Consider the following 20,063-nt stretch of genomic DNA (forward strand, 5'->3'; position numbering starts at 1 on the left):
TGATAACTACCTATGATGGACCTGCGCGTCAAGTTTTACGGCTGACCGCTAGAGGCCCGGATCGCCAGTTCAACCTCTGAACGTTGATGGTCATTGGGACGCACCCCATCATTGATCCATGACAGAATTTGCGCGGCTGTGGTCTTTGCGAAATCTGGGATATGACAGCTGACTGAGGACAGGGCGGGAAAGCTGTCTTGGCAGTCCTGAATGTCGTCAAATCCAACCACCCGCAGATCGCGCCCGACTTGAATGCCACTTTCGACACAAGCAGACAAAACACCCAAGCCCACAAGATCATTAAAACAGATCACACCGTCCACGTCGGGGTGATCTGCGGCCAGCTTGGCCACCATCTGTTTGCCAAACCGACGCGTTACTTCACCAGTCAGGATAACAGGCTCCTGGCGATGACGCGCGAGGACATCCAGATACCCACTCATGCGTTCTTGGGTTACAGCACGCCCGTTCAGACCGCCCAAAAAGGCGATGCGTTTGCAGCCCATTTCCAACAGATGTTCTGTCGCGCATGTGCCACCAAGTTTGTAATCTGGGGCGACAAAAGGAAACCTATCGTCATCCTGCGACAATGCTCTGAACACTTGCAGCGTGGGGACACCAGCCGCCTCAATCACCGCGAGCGTATCTTCTTCCTGCCCGTAAGCCGGTGAAATCACAAACCCGGACACCCCATGCTCAATCAACGATGAAATCGTCCGTGATTGCAGCAATGGATCCTCATCCGTATTTGCCAGCACCGTCGCGAACCCGTTTTGGGCCAATTCCATCTGAAACGACGTCGCAAATTCGGCAAAGAAAGGATTGCGCAGGTCGTTGATAACCAACCCGATAAGGCCAGACGAAGACGACCGCAGCGTCGCAGCAGAGCGATTGTAGACATACCCGATATCCGCCATCGCCTGACGCACAGCGACGCGGGTAGACTCTTTGACCGAGGCACTTTGTTGCAAGACCAAGCTGACCGTGGACTTCGACACGCCAGCCTTTTTGGCCACATCAAGGATTGTCGGTCTCTGCCCCATTCAGTTTTCGCCTGCGTCACACATCCAAATCAAGCACCAAAATGCCATCAATCCCCCCTATCGCATTCGCGACAAGCTGACCACCAAGCATCTGATGCGTCGGATTATCTGCATAGTTTTGCAGCGCGTCCCAACTGTCGAAATCTATGACAAAGCCATGCATATAACCGCGCTCAATCTTTTCAGGGCTTTCAGATCGGCCGCCGGTGAAATTCTGCGCTCCCGGCAATTCTTCGGCCAGTGCTGACAGTCCGGCGTAGATTTCGGCCACTTTCGCTTCGGCCGTTTCAGGTTTGAATTTCGTCAAAACGATGTGGCGGATCATATGCTCATTCCTTGATCTTGCTTTATCATGTCCGCAGCCTTTTCCCCGATCATGATCGTAGGCGCGTTTGTATTGGATGAATTCACTTGCGGCATGACTGATGCATCAGCGACCCGCAGGCCCTCAATTCCATTAAACCGCAAACGCGGGTCAACAACGGCATCAGCATCGGTCCCCATCCGGCAGGTCCCGGCACAATGATGCGATGTCTTCGAATGCACGCAGATGAAATTGAAGTAGTCTTCGTGCGTCCGCACATCAGGTCCGGGCAACCGCTCAGCCATGATGAAGGGCTTCAGGGCATCTTGTGAAAGGATGTTCTGTACCAGTTTCAAGCCGCGGATCGACATCTCGCGGTCATAAGGGTCTGACAGATAGTTTGGATCAATCAGCGGCATATCCGCTGGATTATCACTTTGCAGCCGCACCGTGCCACGCGACCGTGGGCGCAAGTGGCATGCGTTCAGTGTGACGCCCCCATTGGGCATTGCCTCTACTCCGGCTTCAATCCCTGTTCCCAGCCCCAGATGCATCTGGATATCAGGCGAACGGGCATTTTCATCCGCATACCAAAAGCCACCGGTTTCAAACAAGCTAGAGGCCACGGGCCCCTTCCGCTGAAACAGATATTGCAACCCCGCGAGGGCCGACAAATGCAGCTTCGCAAAGCGGTCATACGTATGCGGACCCGTCACCTCGCAGATTGCATAGAGGTCAAGATGATCTTGCAGATTGGCACCAACACCGGGCTGGTCGAAGACCACGTCGATCCCAAGCTCTTTGAGATGATCCGCCGGACCAATGCCCGAAAGCTGCAACAGACGTGGAGAGCCAATAGCCCCCGATGACAAAACGACCTCGCGATCTGCCGTGATCGTCCGACCATCAGCCATCTCAACGCCGGTCGCCTTGCCGTTTTCCACGGTAATGCGACGCACGTGCGCCTGCATCTGGATCGTCAGATTTGGCCGCCCCCTGTTGGGCGCAAGAAATGCCATCGCCGCAGAGGACCGCCGCGCATGGCGCTGGGTCAGTTGGTAATAACCGGCACCATCCTGTTTTGCGCCATTCACATCTTTTGTTTCGGGAATACCTGCCTGCCCGGCTGCCGCGATAAACGCATCACAGATTGGAAGTGGCGCAGAGGGCATCGAAACACCCATCGGGCCGCCTTTGCCGTGAAACTCACCTTCGTAGGTGTCGTTATCCTCGGACTTTTTGAAGTAGGGTAGCACGTCAGCATAGCTCCACCCTTCGCATCCCATTTGACGCCATTCATCATAATCCTGTGCTGCCCCACGCGTATAAATCTGTGCATTGATCGCGGATCCCCCGCCAATCACCTTGGCTTGGGTGTAGTTGAACACCTTGTTCTGCATCGCGCGCTGCGGCGTGGTGGACCAACCCCAGGACCCGATGCCTTTGGTCATCTTCGCAAAACCAGCAGGGAGGTGGAAAAACGGATGACGGTCGCTGCCACCGGCCTCAAGCAGCAAAACCTGCACCGCGGGGTCTTCGCTCAGGCGTGCAGCGATAACGGAACCGGCAGAGCCCCCACCGATCACAATAAAATCATAGCCAGTGGTGGTCATGCGGCAAACTCCGTCTGGATGATATGGCGGCCTGCGCGCAAAGCGAGTGCTGCGATGGTCAAAGCGGGGTTCACGGCTGCTGATGTCGGTAGAACCGAGGCGTCGACGATAAAGAGGTTCTGGTGATCATGGCTGCGGCAGAACGTGTCAACAACGCTGGTCCTGGGGTCCGCACCCATCCGCGCTGTGCCACACTGATGCGACGGCGTGCGGCGATCAAAGGCGCGCGACATTACCATTGGAAAACCTGCCCTCCGCAACGCCCGTTTCAACTGGCTCACCAATTGCACATGCGCGTCCCAATTCGACCGTTTCCAATCCAACTTTATCTGGCCGTCGCACAGCATCACGCGGCTATCAGGGTCGGGTAGATCTTCGGACATTGCATAAAAATCAAAACTGCGCGCCGCGATCAGATTTGCGATCCATGCGGGCAGTTTTGTCTGGGTCGCCAGAATTGGACCCGTGATCTTGCCCAACATCTGTACGTTACCCAAGGGCGGGTCCTGATAAAAATCGTTCAACATCAGTGTCTTTTGATAAACTGCTCGATTGTGCCGTAACGGATGCAGCGCCAAAACTGCGGAACAGTTATGGTTCATGAAATTGCGCCCCACTTGATCAGATCGGTTCGCAAGCCCCGTCGGACAATTGTCATTTGCCGATGCCAGTAGCAGCGCCGCCGACTGTACTGCTCCTGCGGCCAAGACGATAATCGGGGCTGTGATACAAGCCCCCTGCCCGTCCTTTTCATAGCGCACGCTTGTGATCTGCCCGGCTGCATCGCTGACCAGCGTGTGTACAAGACAGCCTGTTTGCAGGGTCACATTTTCAAAGGCCAACGCCGCCGCCAAACCACAGGTCTCAGCATCCATTTTGCCGTCACATGTGTTGGGATATGCATCCCATGTTGTTTGACCCGCAGCAAGCCAACGATCGAGATCAACTCCAAGTGGGATCGTGCAGGGCCGCAGTCCGGCCTTCATGAGCCGCGCTCGCAGATCGGCAATGTCCGCTTCATCAGGCACCGGCCCGTGGGTGTAATCGGCGGCATGGGGCGGCTCGGTCGGGTCCTCACCCAACCTGCCGCGCACGGCATAAAGCGCCTCTGCTGCTTGATAGTCATCGGCGAGATCATCATAGCTGATCGGCCAACCGGGTGTGGTTCCGCCTTGATGCGCGACAGGATCAAAATCCACCTCACGGTAGCGGATCAATGCGGCGCCATAGAACTTTGAGTTGCCGCCCACGTTGTAATAATTACCGGGATTGAAAGACACGTCCTGCCCATCCAACCAATGCTCAGCAGGGCGAAAAACAGCATCACCAAAGATCGCCTTTGCATCTCGGTCATATGGCGAGGGTTGCAAGTGCTCTCCGCGCTCCAAGATCACAATACGGCGCCCTGTCGGGGCCAGTGCCGCCGCAAGAGTTGCACCACCCATGCCAGAGCCGATGATGACAACATCGGGCTGCATCAGGGCGCTATGCGGGTTTCTGTTTCAGGGTCAAATGCGACGGCCTTTTCCATATTCACAGCAAAGCTGAAATCTGCCCCAGCCTTCACTTCCGCATCTGACCGCATCCGCGCGATCACATCCTTGCCGCCCATTGTCATCGTCACAAACGTGTCTGATCCCGCAGGTTCGGTCACAATGATCCGATTGGTCATATGCGCGATGTTGGATGATTTGCGATCTGCAGCATCTTCATCGGTGATCGTTTCAGGGCGAATACCCAGTAAGATGTCTTTGCCTGTCCAATCGGCCATATTGTTCTGACTGAAAGGCAGCGACGTCATGGTGCCATCGTGCAAGGCAACCTGTGCGACTGGCTTGCCGTTTTCCATAGCAACCATAGCAGGCAAGACGTTCATTGCAGGCGATCCCATAAAGGTCGCAACAAAGATATTGGCGGGCGTGTCATAGATTTCCTGCGGTGTACCCAACTGCTGCACATAGCCACCGTTCATCACCGCGATACGGGTCGATAGCGTCATCGCCTCAATCTGGTCGTGGGTGACATAAACGATAGTCGTGCCCAACTTTTGATGCAGCTTCTTGATCTCGGTGCGCATATCGACACGCAGTTTGGCATCAAGGTTCGATAGCGGCTCGTCAAAGAGAAACACATCGGGATTGCGCACCAAAGCGCGACCCATCGCAACCCGCTGGCGTTGGCCACCAGAAAGCGCACCGGGTTTACGGTCTAGCAGCTGTTCAATCTGCAAAAGCTTGGCAACGTCATTCATCGCCTTGTCACGTTCTGGCTTGGGGACGCCGTGCATCTCAAGCCCGAAGGTAATGTTCTTGCCCACGGTCATGTTGGGGTAAAGCGCGTAGGACTGGAACACCATCGCGATGTTCCGCTTGGACGCATGGACCCCGTTCATGGTGGCGTCTTTGATGCGGATTTCACCGCTGGTGATTTCCTCAAGTCCTGCGATCATATTCAGCAGCGTCGATTTCCCGCAACCCGATGGGCCGACCAGCACGAGGAACTCGCCCTCTTCCACGGAAATGTCGATCTTATGGAGAACCTCAACGGCGCCATAGGACTTGGTTGTGTTATCAATATCGAGAAAGCCCATGGAGTTAGCCCTTTACGCTACCAGCCATCAAACCGCGCACAAAATAGCGGCCCGCGACGATGTATACGAGGAGTGTGGGAAGTGCGGCCAAGATTGCCCCGGCAAAGTGAACATTATATTCCTTCACGCCATGACTGGCCTGCACGAGGTTGTTCAAAGCAACCGTCATCGGTTGACTATCGGCGCCTGCAAACGATGCGCCAAACAGGAAGTCGTTCCAGATGTTGGTGAACTGCCAGATGATCGACACCACCGCGATGGGCCCTGATGACGGCAGCAGGATGCGCCAGAATATCTGAAAGAACCCCGCCCCGTCGATCTGTGCCGCGCGGACCAGTTCCGTTGGGAAAACCGCATAGTAGTTGCGAAAGTACAGGGTCGTGAACCCGATCCCATAGACCACATGCACCAGAACCAATCCACTGGTTGACCCGGCCATCCCCATCATGCCCAGCATCCGCGCCATTGGTATCAGCACGATCTGGAACGGGATAAAGCAGGCGAAAAGCATCAAACCGAACAGGATCGTATCGTACTTGAACCGCCACTTGGTCAGCACATAGCCATTGAGTGCACCCAGCACGGTCGAGATCGCAACTGCGGGCACAACCATCTTGATCGAGTTCCAGAAGTAAGGAGAAAGACCCGTTGGTTCGACCCCGATCTGGGCGGCAGACCAAGCTTTGACCCAAGGCTCAAAAGTCAAAACCTGCGGCAAGTTCATCATGCCGCCACCAGTAATTTCATCCAGCGGTTTGACCGAGTTCACGACCATCACGTAGAGCGGCAGCATGTAGAACAGAGCGAACAGTAGCAGCACCAGATAGATCAAGGTGCGGACAACGCGGCCTGTGCGGATGGCGGTATCTTGGGTTGCGACAGACATTACTTCTTCTCCCGCAATTCGGCGTACAGATAAGGGATCATGATCGCGGCAATCGTCATCAGCATAATTGTGGCCGATGCCGCGCCGATACCCATTTGATTACGCGAAAACGTGTAAGAGTACATGAAGGTGGCAGGCAACTCTGTCGCCCGGCCCGGCCCGCCGCCTGTTAATGCGATGACAAGATCAAAGGTCTTAATCGCAAGGTGGCTGAGGATCACGAAGGCTGATAGAAATGCGGGGCGCAGCTGTGGAATAACAATCCGGCGATAAAGGTTCCAATTCGAGGCTCCGTCCATCTGGGCGGCTTTCAGAATTTCATTGTCGATCCCACGCAACCCGGCCAAAAACATCGCCATAACAAACCCGCTGGTTTGCCAAACAGCGGCGAGGACAACTGTGTAAATTGCGAAATCGCTATTCTTGATCCAGTCAAATTCAAAACTGGTCCAACCCCAGCTTTGCATCACGTTCTCAAGGCCGATGCCCGGATCGAGGAACCACTTCCATGCGGTGCCGGTCACGATGAAGCTCAGCGCCATGGGATAAAGATAGATCGTGCGCAACATACCTTCTGCGCGGATTTTTTGATCCAGAAAGATCGCCAAACTCAGGCCCAGAACAGTGCAAATGCCGATATAGAGAAAGGCAAAAATGCCCATGTTCGTGATCGAGGTTTCCCAATGGCTGAGCCGCCAGAGCTTGGAATAATTCTCAAGCCCGACCCAACCGTAGGACGGCAATAGACGGCTGTCGGTGAACGACAGGTAGACTGAGAAAATGATGAACCCGTAGACGAACACCACCATCAAAGCGACGGAAGGCGACAAGACAAGCTTGGGCAACCAAATCTGAAGCTTTGTTTTGAAATCGGCGTCGGCTTGCATGGCCATCACGCCACCTCCTCACATTGAAGTGGTTGAGTTTGATATCCAAGGTAGCGGGGCGACGGCATGCGCCGCCCCATCTTTTCAAGATTACTTTGCGATGGAAATCGCATCCACCAGCTCGAGCGCCGCAGTGGCGCTGTCATATTCACCGTTGAAGTGCGCGGTGACGACATCAAAGATAGCGTTCTTAACCGATGCTGGGTTGGCGTGACCGTGTGCGACAGATCCAACAAGGTTGTCTGTGGCCGCAGCGGCAGCCAGATCGGCCATGCCTTGCTTACCGCAGGCGTCAAAGGCTTCGTCGGACACATCTGTACGCGCCGGAACGGACCCTTTGACCACGTTAAACGCGGATTGGAACGATGGTGACAGAATGGCAGAGGCCAGTGCGGCCTGTTCGGGTGAGACTTCACCGCTTTGGTCAAACATCATGAACTGGTCGGCGTTAAAGGTGACCTGCTCTTGCGTGCCTGGAAAACGGAAGCAAAGGAAATCTTCCCCAGGAACCTTACCTGCGTTCAGAAATTCGCCCTTCGCCCAGTCGCCCATCATCTGGAAACCGGCCTCTCCGTTGATGACCATAGCTGTCGCAAGGTTCCAGTCACGACCAGAGAAGTTGTCGTCCACATTGGCACGGATCACAGCCATACGGTCAAACGCTTCGACCATTTCATCGCCACCAAGCACACTTTCATCAAGATCAATGAAGGCAGAACGGTAGCCGTCAATGCCCAGAACAGACATCGCAACAGCGTCAAAAACAGTTGTATCCTGCCAAGCCTGACCACCGTGGGCAATTGGTGTCACACCGGCGGCCTGCAATGTATCAAGTGCGGCTGTGAACTCTTCCCAAGTAGTAGGTGCTGCAATGCCGTTGGCATCCAGAACCGCCTTGTTCGCCCAGACCCAGTTAGTCGAGTGAACATTTACAGGGGCAGAAACCCATGCGCCGTCAACTTTTGCGAACTGCTGCAAAGCAGCAGGAACAACTGCGTCCCACCCTTCAGCGGCGGCCACATCATTCAGGTTCGCAAGCGAGCCTTGGTTCGCCCAGTCAATGATGTCAAAGCCGAGGCCTTGAACGGCAGTTGGTGCATTGCCTGCGGTGACGCGGGCGCGCAGAACGGTCATCGCCTGCTCACCACCGCCGCCAGCGACGGGCATATCTGTCCAGCCAATGCCTTGGCCTTCAAGGTCTTCCTTCAGAACGTTCAGCGCGGCGGCTTCACCACCTGATGTCCACCAGTGCAACACCTCAACATCTTCAGCGTAGGCCGAACCTGCGGTGACAGTCAGCGCAAGCGCGATTGCAGTCTTTGTATTTAGAAACGAACGCATTGGTTTCCTCCCGATTTGCGTTAAGTAATCCCAGCCCGTTTTAGGTGCTGGTTTGAACCCAAGGTGCCCGGCTGCGCCCGATGCGCATCACCAGTGACTTCACCTCAAGAAATTCTTCGAACCCGTAGCTACCAATTTCGCGCCCTTGTCCCGACTGCTTGACCCCTCCAAAGGCAAGCTCGGGATAGCCGTCCATCCAGGTGTTGGTCCAAACGGTTCCGGCCTGCGCCCGTCGGGCAAATTCCAGACAGGTGTGCATGTTTTCGCTCCAGACGCCGGCGGACAACCCAAAATCACTGTCATTGGTCAAAGCAATCGCGTCTTCCAAGGTGCGAAATGTCAGGACAGTCAGGACAGGGCCAAACACTTCATCGCGTGCGATTGGCATGTCTGGTTGCACGCCACTGATGACAGTTGGCTGATAAAACTGATCACCCAACCCGTCCACAGACAGCGCACCGCCACCCAACTCAAGGGTTGCACCTTCTGCAATAGCCGCTTCGACGTAGGCATGGATCTTGGCGTTGTGTTCAGGTGTCACAATCGCACCCACCTGGGTATCAGGATCAAGCGGGTCGCCGAATTTCACCTGTTTGGATAGCGCCACCACACGGGCAACAAAGCTTTCGGCAACATCTTCGTGCACGATGATCCGACTGGATGAATTGCAGCATTGTCCAACATTGAAGTAAACGCCAAAGGTCACGGCATCAGCCGCATTTTCCAGATCCGCATCCGGGAAAATCACCTGAGGGTTCTTCCCACCAAGTTCCAACGCGACCTTCTTCAAGGTCCCGGCAGAGGCTTGCGTGATCATTTTTCCCACAACAGTTGAGCCGGTGAAGGTCACCATATCCACATCATCGTGGGTCGACATCAGACTGCCGACCGGATCGCCGTAACCCAACACGATATTGCAAACGCCCGCTGGAAGACCGGCTTCCAACAAAAGTTCGCCCATCATCACGGTCGAGGACGGTGTCATCTCTGACGGCTTCACAACCACAGTACAGCCCGCAGCCAACGCAAATGGCAGTTTCTGACTTAGAATCCAAAACGGGAAATTCCACGGTGTGATAATTGACACCACCCCGATCGGTTCCTTCAAAACAACGCCAAGCATTTCCGCGCCCAACGTATTGTGGCTGTCGCCATGCGACGTCCGCGCAAGCGACGCCGCATAGCGCCAAAGATCGGCAGCGCCGCCGACTTCGCCGCGCGATTGGCTAATGGGTTTACCACTTTCGAGCGTTTCCAAAAGCGCGATCCGTTCGACATTGGCCTCAATCAGATCAGCGACTTTCAACAGCGTGGTGGCGCGTGCCTTGCCAGACATGCGGCTCCACACACCGGCATCAAACGCACGACGTGCGGCGGCGATCGCGGCGTTGGCTTCCGCCTCGCCGCCACGCGCCGAAACGCTGACCACTGTTCCATGAGACGGGGAAACGCGATCAAACCTATCTGTGCTTGCGATCCAAGCGCCATCAATCAAATGGCGGCCCTCAAAAACGGGTGGCAACTCAAACGCGATGGCCTTGTTAATGGTAAAATCTTTCATTTTCTCATTGCCCGTCAAATTTTGGGATACGTTTTTCAAGGAATGCTTGGACACCCTCGGCCCGATCCGCAGTAGCAGCCGCGGCGGCGCTGCCAAGCATTTCAATTGCGGCGGCGCGGTCTTCTCCGACGGCACCATGTATCATCGCTTTAGCCAATTCATTTGCGCGCGGTGAGACCGCACAAAGTGTTTCGGCAACGTCATGGGCTGCCTTTATGGTGTCATTGGAGAAAGAGGTTACAAAACCCAGCTGGAAGGCGCGATCTGCGGTTATCTGACGTCCGAAAATCGCCATTTCCTTGATAACGGCTTCCGGCAACAACCGGGCCAGACGCTGGGTACCGGACCAGCCGGGCACGATGCCCACTTTGGCCTCTGGCAGCGCGATACGGGCCTTCGCGGACATGATGCGAATGTCGCAACATGCAGCCAGTTCAAGCCCGCCGCCAAATGCATGACCGTTCAGCGCACCAATGGTTGGCTTGCTGAACCGCGCAAGACGGTCAAACACGCGGTGACCATCACGGACCCAAAATCGCGCAAACTCCGCAGGATCAAGCGAACCCCATTCGGCGATATCAGCACCACAGCAAAACGCCTTGTCTCCGGCCCCGGTCAGGATCACACAGCGCACGTCAGGCTGGTGCTCGATCTCGGTCAGGTAGGTTTCCAGTTGGCGTAGCATAGCTGTGGTCAGCGCGTTCAGCTTGCTCTGGTTAGACAGCGTCAGAACGGCGGTCGTGCCTTCATATGTGCGGATAATCTCGCTCAAAGTTGCAACCCCATCGCGTCTTTGCGCAACAGGCTCTTTGGCATCTGAGTAGCGTTTTCAGCGATTTGAACGCGGCCACTTGACGCGCCAACGATATGTTCGCGCGGATCAATACCTGGCATGATTTCTGTCGCGATCAGGCCTTTGTCCGTAGACCGGATCACGCAACGCTCAGTCACATAAATGACATTCTGACCTTGCTCGCGGGCGCGCGTGCCAGAAAACGTGACGTGCTCTACCTTGTCCACCATCTTGGTGAACTTGCCCGGAGCGACTATCTTGATGCCGTTTTCATCCAAGTCGACTTTCGCACCAGCCTCAAACCAACCCGAGAAGACGATGTTTTTGGCGCGCGCGGTGATGTCGACAAAGCCGCCACAGCCAGCCGTCAGATACGGTTTTTTGCCCAGCTTCGAGACATTCACATTGCCTTGGACATCGACCTCAAGGAACGACAGGAATGAGACGTCAAAGCCTCCGCCCTGAAAATAGATGAATTGCTGCGGGGCTGGCACGAATGCATCCGCGTTTGATGCGCAACCAAAAGCAAAACCGGTTAGTGGAACACCGCCAACGGCGCCTTGTTCAATCGCCCAAGTCACGGCATCAGTGTAACCCTCTTCCAACAAAATGCGCGGCACCATGGCGCTAATGCCGAAACCTAAGTTGGCGGTCATGCCGCGCTGCAACTCTTGGGCCGCACGGCGCGCAATGACTTTCTCGATCCCGTGTTCCGCGTGGCTAAAGCTGTCCCAAGGGCGCATCACCTCTCCGGAAATCGCGGGATCATAATCTGTCTGGGTTGTCTGCTTCTGGTCTGCATCAACAACAATGCAATCTACCAAATGCCCCGGCACGCGGACATCATGGGGGCGCAAACTGCCGTTAGCGGTGACACGCTTAACCTGCGCGATCACAAGACCGCCATTGTTGCGCACGCAGATCGCCTGCTCCAGCCCGCCTAGGTAGGCACCTTCATGTTCATAGGTCAGGTTTCCACGCTCATCGGCAGTCGTTGCGCGGATGATTGCAACGTCGGGCACGATGTTCGGAAAATGCAACCACGTATCACCCAAAAACGCCACGCGATCGACAATGGGCGCCGCAGCCCCCTTATCATTCATCGCGCAGCCTTGGCGCTGTGGATCAACAAAAGTATCCAGCCCAACCTTCGTCAGCACGCCTGGCCGATGCGCGGCCGCCTCGCGATGCATATCAAACATGATGCCAGAGGGGACGTTATATGCCGCAATCCTGTCGTCAACGATCATCCGCCAAATCGCGGGAATTTCAACGTTGGACGGACCCGATGGAAACGACCCTGCCAAAATGCGGGCAAGCAATCCCTCTTTTGCAATATGGTCGATACCTTTGACGCCATAGACGTCCCCGGCTGCGATGGGATGCAATGAGGTGATCGCGCGCGGGTGCCCTTCCTGGTCGAACCGTTCGCCAATCGCCTTAAGGACAGCGTCGGGACATCCAAGCGTCGACGACGACGAGACAGACAAGACTGACCCATCATCTATTCGGCTGACGGCTTCCCTGACCGATACGACTTTGTTCATTGATGTCCCCACACTCACAGTTCCGGCAGCCTTATTGGAACGTTCCATATATTACTACTGGAACGTTCCAAAAAGTTCAAGGAGAAATCAAAAACGGGCGACAGCCTTTGTTAAGTAGCCGCTTTAGGGGCCACCACTTCATAGATTTCCAGCGGTAAACCGTCAGGATCTGCGAAGAATGTGAACCGAGAGCCCGTATTCTCATCGATTCTGACAGGCTCAACTGTTACCGCCTTGGCTGTCAAAATGCGGACGGTTTCGTCTAAATCGGAAACCCGAAACGCAAGATGCCGCAGTCCGCAGGCTTCCGGCCTGGACGGCCTGTTGGGCGTGACCGGAAAGCTGAATATCTCCAACTGTCCCCCACATTGCAGGCGCAAGTCGAGTTTCCACGACTGGCGGTCTTCTCGGTATGTCTCAAGGATTACCTTCAAACCAAGTGTTTCGGTGTAAAACCTCTTAGAAACTTCGTAATTGCTTGCGATGAGTGCAACGTGGTGAAACTCAAAATTCATGCGTGATAGTCCATTTGGTTGGCATCAACTTGCAATACAGCCTGAACAACTGACCAAGACAATGCAGGCGGCAGAATACCACAAAGACCCGCTGTCATGCGGACCTTTCTAGTTGCTGACGTCAGATCCCGCCCATCTCGCGCACCAACTCCAGCACACGCGTCGCGCCTTCCCCGTTGCGCAGTGAGGTCATCACGAAGGGCCTTTCACCCCGCATAAGCGTCGCATCGCGTTCCATCACATCCAGCGAGGCCCCAACATGCGGAGCCAGATCTGTTTTGTTGATCACAAGCACGTCCGATTTCGTGATAGCAGGCCCACCTTTGCGGGGAATTTCCTCGCCCGCTGCGACATCAATCACATAGAGCGTGAGGTCTGCGAGTTCCGGGCTGAAAGTTGCTGAAAGGTTGTCACCACCTGATTCAATCAGCACGACGGCCACGTCCGGATGCCGCTCTTGCATTTGCGCCACAGCCGCCAAGTTGATGCTTGCATCCTCGCGGATCGCCGTATGCGGGCAACCACCCGTTTCAACCCCGATGATCCGGTCGGCAGGCAGGATTTGCATGCGAGTCAACGCCTCGGCATCTTCTTGTGTGTAGATGTCATTCGTGATCACCCCGATTGAAATTTCAGGATGCATCAACTGCGCCAAACGGGCCGTTAGCGTTGTCTTGCCTGCACCAACCGGGCCGCCAATCCCGATGCGCAGTGGGCCATTTACCTGTGTCATGATTGAAAAAGCCTTGGTTGTTGGACCTCATGGCGCATCGCTGCGATGTCCGAGAGGAAAGTGTTTGAGTGAAGATCGTCAAGCGTCGTGGTACTGGCAGCACGTGCCGTTTTTTCACAAAGGACCGACAGGTCTTGGATCAGTGCTTGCCCATCGGTCTGGCCCAATGGCATCAAGCGCAGACATGCCATGACGATGTTGCTGACGAAAGCCTGCAAGTACATCGACGCCGACATCTGCAAAGGCGCGCTTTGCTGGGCTGTGGCCCAGCCCACGGCGACAGGAAACAACACCGGTGGCACATCTACTTGCGACGTCGCGGCAAGCGTGCGGGCAAAGGCAGCCCCTTGGTTTACGCTCTCGCGTAATCTCTCGTGGCTGGCAGCGAAGGCACGGCCTGTTGCATCCACCTGCATTAACGCCTTTGCGTCGGTCGCCCTGTAAGCCGCACAAAACAGCACCGCATCTGCCCAACCGGACCCGTCGGTCAGCACGTCGCGCAACCACGCGCGCAGGGTGTCGCGATCATCAACCCAGCCTTCGGCAATCGCGGCCTCAAGCCCGTGAGAATAGGCAAAGCTGCCCAGCGGATAGGACGGCGAAAGCCACTGCGACAGTGTCAGTACGGCACTAGTGCTCATGTGCTGTGGCACCATGTTCGTGGCTATGGGTGCGACCATGCCCGTAAGCGCCGCCTTCAGGGGTGAAGGGTTCACTGACCTCTTGAATAGTGGCCCCAAGATGTTCGAGCATATGTCCAATCACCTTGTCATGCTGGATCAACAGACGATCCGTTTCGATCTGACAGGGCGTGTGCCGATTGCCGATGTGCCACGCCAATTGCACAAGATCGCCGGTGACTTGCAGCAATGGCTCCTCCGCGGCGACAACTTCAATCAGGCGGCCATCATCCAGTTCAAAAGCATCGCCATGATCCAGTGAAGTCGTATGCGCGAGGTTCACCAAAAGCGTTTCGCCATGCGCCGTTTTGATCACTTTGCGCCGTAGAAACCGTTCATCATAGGTCAGAACGCAAAGTTCAAAGGCATCTGACCATGTGCCAACTTTCTTGACGGTATGAGAGGTGTAATCGGCCATCAGAACAAGAAATACCGCTGTGCCATCGGCAGTTCCGTCGCGGGCTCGCATGTCAGCAGTTCGCCGTTCGCGCGGACCTCATAGGTCTCTGGATGCACTTCGATATCCGGTAAGGCGTCGTTCAGTACCAGATCACGCTTGCCGATATTCCGGGTCCCCTTCACGGCAACCGTTTGCTTGGCCAGCCCCAGCTTGTCGCGGATACCATCGGCCTGTGCCGCAGCACTGACAAAGGTCACCGCATTGTGGCTGACCGCCCCTCCCATCGCGCCGAACATTGGCCGGGTATAGACAGGTTGCGGCGTCGGGATGGATGCGTTCGGATCGCCCATCTGCGCGCAGACAATCATGCCGCCCATCAACACCATTTCCGGCTTCACGCCAAAGAACGCAGGGTCCCACAACACCAGATCAGCGCGCTTGCCCTCGGTGATCGACCCGATCTGCGTGCTGATGCCATGGGCAATCGCCGGGTTGATCGTGTATTTGGCAATGTAGCGGCGCACACGGTAATTGTCGTTTTCACCCGTCTCTTCGGGCAACCGTCCGCGTTGTTTCTTCATCTTATCGGCGGTTTGCCATGTCCGTGTCAGCACCTCACCCACCCGGCCCATCGCCTGACTGTCAGAGGCGATAATCGAAAATGCGCCCATATCATGCAGGATATCCTCGGCGGCAATCGTCTCGCGCCGGATACGGCTTTCGGCAAAGGCTACGTCTTCGGGGATGGACTTATCAAGGTGGTGACAGACCATCAGCATGTCCAGATGCTCTTCCAGCGTGTTGACAGTGAACGGCCGGGTAGGATTGGTCGAGGACGGCAGGACGTTTTCATCGCCACATATTTTGATGATGTCTGGCGCATGCCCACCGCCTGCCCCTTCGGTATGAAAAGCATGGATTGTGCGGCCTTTTATTGCCGCGACCGTGTTTTCCACAAACCCGCTCTCATTCAGCGTATCGGTGTGGATCATCACCTGAACATCCATGTCGTCTGCCACAGACAGGCAGCAGTCAATCGCGGCAGGCGTGGTCCCCCAATCCTCATGCAGCTTCAGCGCGCAGGCACCGGCGTTGACCATTTCGATCAGTGCTTCCGGTTGCGACGCATTGCCTTTACCCGAAAGCCCGATGTTCATCGGCACCGCATCCACCGATTGCAGCATGCGTCCAATATGCCAAGGCCCCGGTGTACAGGTCGTGGCCAGCGTACCATGCGCGGGGCCGGTGCCGCCGCCAAGCTGAGTAGTAATCCCAGAGTGCAGCGCATCCTCCATCTGCTGTGGGCAGATAAAGTGGATATGGCTGTCAAAGCCGCCCGCGGTAAGAATGCGGCCTTCACCGGCGATCGCCTCGGTTCCCGGCCCGACGATAATATCGACACTGGGCTGCGTGTCGGGGTTGCCCGCCTTGCCGATCTTGTGGATACGACCATCACGCAGGCCGACATCGGCCTTGTAGATGCCGGAATGATCAACGATCAGCGCATTCGTGATGACCGTATCGACCGCACCGCCTGCACGGGTGACCTGGCTTTGCCCCATCCCGTCGCGGATCACCTTGCCACCGCCAAACTTTACCTCTTCGCCGTAAGTGGTCAGGTCGTGTTCTACTTCAATGATCAGGTCTGTATCGGCCAGACGAACCCGGTCGCCTGTGGTCGGGCCGAACATCGCGGCATAGTCCTGGCGGGAAACTTGGGTTGGCATATCACAGGTCCCCCATGACAGCTGCGTTAAAGCCAAAGATGCGGCGCGCGCCACTGATCGGTATCAGTGTGACTTCGCGGCGCTGGCCGGGTTCAAAGCGCACGGCGGTCCCCGCCGCGATGTTCAACCGCTGCCCGCGTGCGGCATCACGGTCAAAGTCCAGCGCCGCGTTGCTTTCGGCAAAATGATAATGGCTCCCGATTTGCACGGGTCTGTCGCCGGTATTGGCGACCATCAGCGTCGTCTCAGGAGCGCCCTCGTTAATCGTCAGGCTGCCCTCTTTGGTAAAAATCTCTCCGGGGATCATCGCGGGCTCCTATCTGATCGGGTTGTGAACGGTGACGAGTTTTGTACCGTCGGGGAACGTCGCCTCGACCTGCACTTCGTGAATCATCTCGGGGATGCCATCCATGCATTTATCGCGGGTGATGACCTGCGCACCTGCCGTCATCATATCCGCCACAGACCGCCCATCACGCGCGCCCTCAACCACTGCGTCAGTGATCAGCGCAATAGCCTCTGGGTGGTTCAGCTTTACGCCACGCGCAAGGCGCTTGCGCGCAACCTCCGCGGCCATCGCGACCAGCAGTTTGTCTTTTTCTCTGGGGGTCAGTTGCATCTGTTCAAAGTCTCCACGTCTTGGGAACCGTAGCCCCCGAAAGCAATTCAATGATGGGGATCAGGCTGCGGCGCAGCAGATAGCCGTCTGCGGCGACAACACGGCCCACAAGCAAATCATCGGCCAGTAATGAGGCACCACCGGTCTGCGGCAGCAAGGCGCGGACGCGGGCAATCCGGGCATCAGCATCGGGAGCGGCATAAACAAAACTTGCCATGGCACCCATTCCACCCGCAGTTGCAGGCCCTGCCAGTCGCGCCACGGCATCACCGTCGATCACAACCCTGTCCAGATAAATCGGCTGCCCATCCTGGGTGATCGCAATACGGTCGCGCAGCATGATATCTGTCAGGACCTCGCCCATCGCTGCGCGGCCAAAGACCACCGGTTCAACCAAAAGTGCCTTGGCCCCTGGTGCCAAGGCCAGATCAAGTTGCCGGTCCAGCCGACAGCCTTCGAACAAAATGATCTCTTGTGGCAACCATTGCAGGCTTGCACCATCTGCAACGGACAGAGTGGTTGTGATACGCGCGGTCTCATGCGGCTGTGCGCGATAGGCCCGTTCAGAGGCCTGCGTGGTCAGTCGCAACGTGCTACCCACACCAACGGCACCCGACACCGCGATGTTGTCGCCGCCAGTAACGCCACCAGATGTGTTGATCAGGACTGCATCCAACGCACCGAGTCCATGTGGAAACAGAACCCGCATACAACCTGACTGGTGCAGCTCATCGATCACGCTGATGGTGCCGCGGCGTTTCGCAGACAAAACCACGCTGCCCTTGGCGCGGGGCTGAAGGCTGCTTTGGTTGTCTAGCATTATAACGTCGCGCATTTCATTGGGTTGTCTTGTGGTAATCAGCCCAATTCATGCTGCACAAGAAACATAGCTGCCCTGCGCGCAAGGCATTCTTGGTTTGCTCAAATCATGTGCAAAATGCGAATAATCGCCCATTCGATAAGCGGCTTGCGGTCGGCTGCGTCGATCACGACCGTCAGGCTGTCTCTTCCTCTGACTGGCGGTTCCACAGATGGGCATAGCGCCCTTCCGCCGCCAGAAGATCATTGTGCCGCCCCTCTTCGACGATCACACCATTTTCCAGGACCACAATGCGGTCCGCATCGGCAATGGTGGACAAACGGTGTGCGATGGTGATCACGGTGCGTCCTTCGCCCATTGCTTTCAACTCGGCCTGAATTTCCATCTCGGTTTCTGTATCAAGCGCGCTTGTTGCTTCATCCAGCAACAGGATCGGCGGGTTCTTCAGCAAGGTCCGCGCAATGCCAACGCGCTGTTTTTCACCGCCCGACAATTTCAACCCACGCTCACCCACGGTGGTCTGATACCCGTCCGGCAAACTACTGATAAAGTCATGGATTTTCGCAGCCTTCGCCGCCGCAATGATTTCGTCCTCGGACGCGGTCGGGCGACCATAAGCAATGTTATAGTGCACCGTGTCGTTGAACAGCACGGTATCCTGTGGGACGACACCGATCTGGGCGTGCAGGCTGTGCTGGGTCACATCACGGACGTCTTGGCCATCAATCAACAAAGCACCGCCGCCCACATCGTAAAAGCGGAACAGCAAACGCCCGATGGTCGATTTGCCAGAGCCCGAGGAGCCCACGATTGCCACCGTTTGCCCTGGCTCGACCTCAAGGGTGACGCCTTTCAGGATGGGGCGTTCTTTGTCATAGCCGAATGTGACGTCCTGCAATGCGACACGCCCGCCATTGACCTGTAAAGCGACCGCGTCCGGCTTATCCTTCACCTCTGCCGGTTGCTCCAGAAGATCGAACATATCGCCCATATCAATCAGCGCCTGCCGGATTTCGCGGTAGACTGTGCCAAGAAAGTTCAACGGCATCGTAATCTGGATCATGTAGGCGTTGACCATTACGAAATCGCCAACGGTCAAATCACCGCGCTGCACGCCAATCGCCGCCATCACCATAACGGCGACAAGGCCACTGGTGATCAGGAGGGACTGGCCAAAGTTCAGGAAGGCGAGCGAATAGTTGGTGCGGATCGCTGCATCCTCATAATTCTCCATCGCCACGTCGTAGCGATCAGCTTCCCAACGTTCGGCGCCAAAGTATTTGACAGTCTCAAAATTCAGCAGGCTATCAATTGCCTTTTGGTTGGCGTCCGTGTCCTGATCGTTCATTTCCTTGCGGATTTTGACGCGCCATTCGGTGACTTTGAAGGTGAACCAGACATACAGCGCAATCGTCACAACAACGGCTGCCAAGTACCAGACATCAAAAAGGAAAAAGAGGATCGCGCCGATCATCAATAGTTCCAGCACAAGCGGCCCGATTGAGAACAGCAGGAACCGCAACAAAAAGTCGACGCCCTTGACGCCCCGTTCGATAATCCGCGACAGACCACCGGTTTTGCGCGTGATGTGATAGCGCATCGAAAGGCGGTGGATATGCGTAAATGTCTCAAGCGCCAACTGCCGCAAGGCACGTTGCCCAACGCGGGTGAAAACCACATCGCGTAGCTGCTGGAAGCCGACGGTCATCAGGCGCGCGATACCGTAGGCAATGGTCAGGCCAACAGCACCCAGACCCATCATTGTTGCCGCGTCCATCCCCTCTGGGGCCAGCGCGTCAACGGCCTCGCGGTAGAACAGCGGCGTTGTGACTGCGATCAGCTTGGACAGAACCAAAACCACCAGCGCGATGACAACACGGCGCTTCACCCATGGGTGCGCATCCGGCCACAGATAGGGCGCAACACGTCTGATGACGCTCCATCCTTGGATCTGGGCGTCGCTCATATTGGAATCGGTTTTGGCTAGACCACGCATAAAGGCTC

General features: G+C 56.1%; 20 protein-coding genes. All 20 read right to left on the minus strand.

Annotated features, from left to right (window positions below):
• Positions 1-35 precede the first annotated feature (35 nt).
• Positions 36-1,043: a LacI family DNA-binding transcriptional regulator gene (locus MWU60_RS04685; RefSeq protein ID WP_247225962.1), complete on the minus strand. Its 1,008-nt coding sequence runs from the start codon at positions 1,041-1,043 to the stop codon at positions 36-38.
• A 16-nt stretch (positions 1,044-1,059) separates the two neighbouring features.
• Positions 1,060-1,368 carry a Dabb family protein gene (locus MWU60_RS04690; protein ID WP_247225963.1) on the minus strand — a complete coding sequence of 103 codons (309 nt, stop codon included), beginning with the start codon at positions 1,366-1,368 and terminating at the stop codon, positions 1,060-1,062.
• Positions 1,365-2,960: a GMC family oxidoreductase N-terminal domain-containing protein gene (locus MWU60_RS04695; protein ID WP_247225964.1), complete on the minus strand. Its 1,596-nt coding sequence runs from the start codon at positions 2,958-2,960 to the stop codon at positions 1,365-1,367. Before MWU60_RS04695 ends, MWU60_RS04690 begins: the two co-directional genes overlap by 4 nt.
• A complete protein-coding gene (locus MWU60_RS04700) occupies positions 2,957-4,438 on the minus strand; it encodes a GMC family oxidoreductase (protein WP_247225965.1) in 1,482 nt (493 codons plus the stop codon). The genes MWU60_RS04695 and MWU60_RS04700 overlap by 4 nt, the downstream gene beginning before the upstream one ends.
• Positions 4,438-5,550, minus strand: coding sequence for an ABC transporter ATP-binding protein (locus MWU60_RS04705; protein WP_247225966.1), 1,113 nt, complete (start codon positions 5,548-5,550; stop codon positions 4,438-4,440). The genes MWU60_RS04700 and MWU60_RS04705 overlap by 1 nt, the downstream gene beginning before the upstream one ends.
• Positions 5,551-5,554: 4 nt before the next feature.
• Positions 5,555-6,436, minus strand: a complete 882-nt coding sequence (locus MWU60_RS04710) for a carbohydrate ABC transporter permease (RefSeq protein ID WP_247225967.1) — start codon at positions 6,434-6,436, stop codon at positions 5,555-5,557.
• Entirely contained in the window at positions 6,436-7,329 is an 894-nt protein-coding gene (locus tag MWU60_RS04715) for a sugar ABC transporter permease (RefSeq protein ID WP_247225968.1), read from the minus strand. Before MWU60_RS04715 ends, MWU60_RS04710 begins: the two co-directional genes overlap by 1 nt.
• An 84-nt stretch (positions 7,330-7,413) precedes the next feature.
• Positions 7,414-8,664 (minus strand): ABC transporter substrate-binding protein, encoded by a 1,251-nt coding sequence (locus MWU60_RS04720; protein WP_247225969.1) that lies wholly within the window; start codon positions 8,662-8,664, stop codon positions 7,414-7,416.
• Positions 8,665-8,704: 40 nt separating this feature from the next.
• Positions 8,705-10,225 carry an aldehyde dehydrogenase family protein gene (locus tag MWU60_RS04725; RefSeq protein WP_247225970.1) on the minus strand — a complete coding sequence of 507 codons (1,521 nt, stop codon included), beginning with the start codon at positions 10,223-10,225 and terminating at the stop codon, positions 8,705-8,707.
• A gap of 4 nt (positions 10,226-10,229) precedes the next feature.
• The gene (locus MWU60_RS04730) at positions 10,230-10,997 is read right to left on the minus strand and encodes an enoyl-CoA hydratase/isomerase family protein (protein ID WP_247225971.1); all 768 of its coding nucleotides are present in this window, start codon (positions 10,995-10,997) and stop codon (positions 10,230-10,232) included.
• Positions 10,994-12,565, minus strand: a complete 1,572-nt coding sequence (locus MWU60_RS04735; protein WP_247225972.1) for a CoA-transferase — start codon at positions 12,563-12,565, stop codon at positions 10,994-10,996. The genes MWU60_RS04730 and MWU60_RS04735 overlap by 4 nt, the downstream gene beginning before the upstream one ends.
• A gap of 110 nt (positions 12,566-12,675) precedes the next feature.
• Positions 12,676-13,080 carry a VOC family protein gene (locus MWU60_RS04740; protein WP_247225973.1) on the minus strand — a complete coding sequence of 135 codons (405 nt, stop codon included), beginning with the start codon at positions 13,078-13,080 and terminating at the stop codon, positions 12,676-12,678.
• Positions 13,081-13,201: 121 nt separating this feature from the next.
• Positions 13,202-13,813 (minus strand): urease accessory protein UreG, encoded by a 612-nt coding sequence (ureG, locus tag MWU60_RS04745; protein WP_247225974.1) that lies wholly within the window; start codon positions 13,811-13,813, stop codon positions 13,202-13,204.
• Positions 13,810-14,454, minus strand: coding sequence for an urease accessory UreF family protein (locus MWU60_RS04750; RefSeq protein ID WP_247225975.1), 645 nt, complete (start codon positions 14,452-14,454; stop codon positions 13,810-13,812). Before MWU60_RS04750 ends, ureG begins: the two co-directional genes overlap by 4 nt.
• The gene (locus MWU60_RS04755; RefSeq protein WP_247225976.1) at positions 14,444-14,911 is read right to left on the minus strand and encodes an urease accessory protein UreE; all 468 of its coding nucleotides are present in this window, start codon (positions 14,909-14,911) and stop codon (positions 14,444-14,446) included. Before MWU60_RS04755 ends, MWU60_RS04750 begins: the two co-directional genes overlap by 11 nt.
• A complete protein-coding gene (ureC, locus tag MWU60_RS04760; protein ID WP_247225977.1) occupies positions 14,911-16,620 on the minus strand; it encodes an urease subunit alpha in 1,710 nt (569 codons plus the stop codon). The genes MWU60_RS04755 and ureC overlap by 1 nt, the downstream gene beginning before the upstream one ends.
• Position 16,621: 1 nt before the next feature.
• Positions 16,622-16,927 carry an urease subunit beta gene (locus tag MWU60_RS04765; RefSeq protein WP_247225978.1) on the minus strand — a complete coding sequence of 102 codons (306 nt, stop codon included), beginning with the start codon at positions 16,925-16,927 and terminating at the stop codon, positions 16,622-16,624.
• Positions 16,928-16,936: 9 nt separating this feature from the next.
• Positions 16,937-17,239, minus strand: a complete 303-nt coding sequence (locus MWU60_RS04770) for an urease subunit gamma (protein WP_247225979.1) — start codon at positions 17,237-17,239, stop codon at positions 16,937-16,939.
• 4 nt (positions 17,240-17,243) lie between these two features.
• Positions 17,244-18,014, minus strand: coding sequence for an urease accessory protein UreD (locus MWU60_RS04775; RefSeq protein ID WP_348644669.1), 771 nt, complete (start codon positions 18,012-18,014; stop codon positions 17,244-17,246).
• A 220-nt stretch (positions 18,015-18,234) separates the two neighbouring features.
• Positions 18,235-20,055, minus strand: a complete 1,821-nt coding sequence (locus MWU60_RS04780) for an ABC transporter ATP-binding protein/permease (protein ID WP_247225981.1) — start codon at positions 20,053-20,055, stop codon at positions 18,235-18,237.
• Between the last annotated feature and the right edge of the window lie 8 nt (positions 20,056-20,063).

This window comes from Yoonia sp. F2084L (genome assembly GCF_023015625.1).
Lineage (GTDB): Bacteria > Pseudomonadota > Alphaproteobacteria > Rhodobacterales > Rhodobacteraceae > Yoonia.